We start from the raw sequence: 1,068 nt of genomic DNA, 5'->3' as shown, positions 1-1,068 counted from the left end.
GTGCAGATGCGGGTTTCGCTCGTACAACCGTTCGTTCGTCACGAAAAGGATCTCGCGCCCGGCCGATTGCAGGGCTTCCATCTGCGTCAGCAGGCATTCGTCGTGCGAACCGCCAAATTCGATCAGGGCAACGCGCTGTTTTTCCATCGTTCCAAAAATAACAATTTCTCCCCCTTTGCAGCGCCTGTCCCGTCGGCCGCGCAGAGCGGCGGGGTAGTGATCAAGCGTTCCACACCGGCGGGGCGGGCTGACTCAAAATTAACATTCGGGCTTTAGTAACCTTTTTTTCTTCACCGCAGGGCGCCGCCGAACCGCTGTAATTTTGCAGTATGGGGAAAACGGTTTTCGTGCTATGCGCGTGTTTGTTTGCTTTGTTCGCACAGGGCCAGACCATCACGATCCTGATCGATCCGGGCCACGGCGGCCACGATCCGGGCCACGAGTCGGTGAACAAGGAACACCTGCAGGAAAAAGACCTGAACCTTATCATCGCCCAAAAGTTCGGAACGTACCTCACCGAAAGGCTGTCGAACGTCAAAGTGCTGTATACGCGCACCGACGATACGTACCCGACACTCGATCAGCGGGTCGAAATGGCGAATACGAAAGGCGTCGATTATTTCATCAGCATTCACTGCAACGGCAGCCCGAATACGGCCATTCGCGGAACGGAGTCGCATGTGCATTCGATGTCGTCGAAGAAATCGGTGAAGCTCGCACGCGCGTTCGAAAAGGAATTCAGCGGAAGGGCGGGCCGGCACTCACGCGGCGTGAAAGATTCGGACGATCGCGAGCACACGCTGCAGGTCCTGAAGTTCACGCAAATGACCAGTGTGCTCGTCGAATGCGGCTTCCTGACCAATGTCAACGAAGCCAATTACCTCAACACCGAGTACGGGCAGGACATTCTCGCCTCGGCTTTGTTCCGCGGCATGCGGTCGTTCCTGAAAGCGGAGCACCCGAGCATCAATTTTACGCCGTCGGCCACCACGGTTTCAACCAATGCGGCATCCGGCGGAACCTACACCGTACAGATCATGAGCTCGAAAGAAGCGCTCGATACCGCAT

Annotated in this window: 1 protein-coding gene; it reads left to right on the top strand. The window is 56.5% G+C overall.

Features of this window, described 5'->3' with window-relative positions:
• Positions 1–329: 329 nt before the first annotated feature.
• Positions 330–1,068 (top strand): N-acetylmuramoyl-L-alanine amidase (locus VEH04_08510; GenBank protein HYG22809.1); only part of this gene is annotated, 739 nt, incomplete at its 3' end.

The sequence above is a fragment of the Verrucomicrobiia bacterium genome, assembly GCA_035629175.1.
Lineage (GTDB): Bacteria > Verrucomicrobiota > Verrucomicrobiia > Limisphaerales > DASXHY01 > DASXHY01.
The sequence above is the reverse complement of the archived record's forward strand: the minus strand, read 5'-3'. Positions and strand labels throughout refer to the sequence as shown.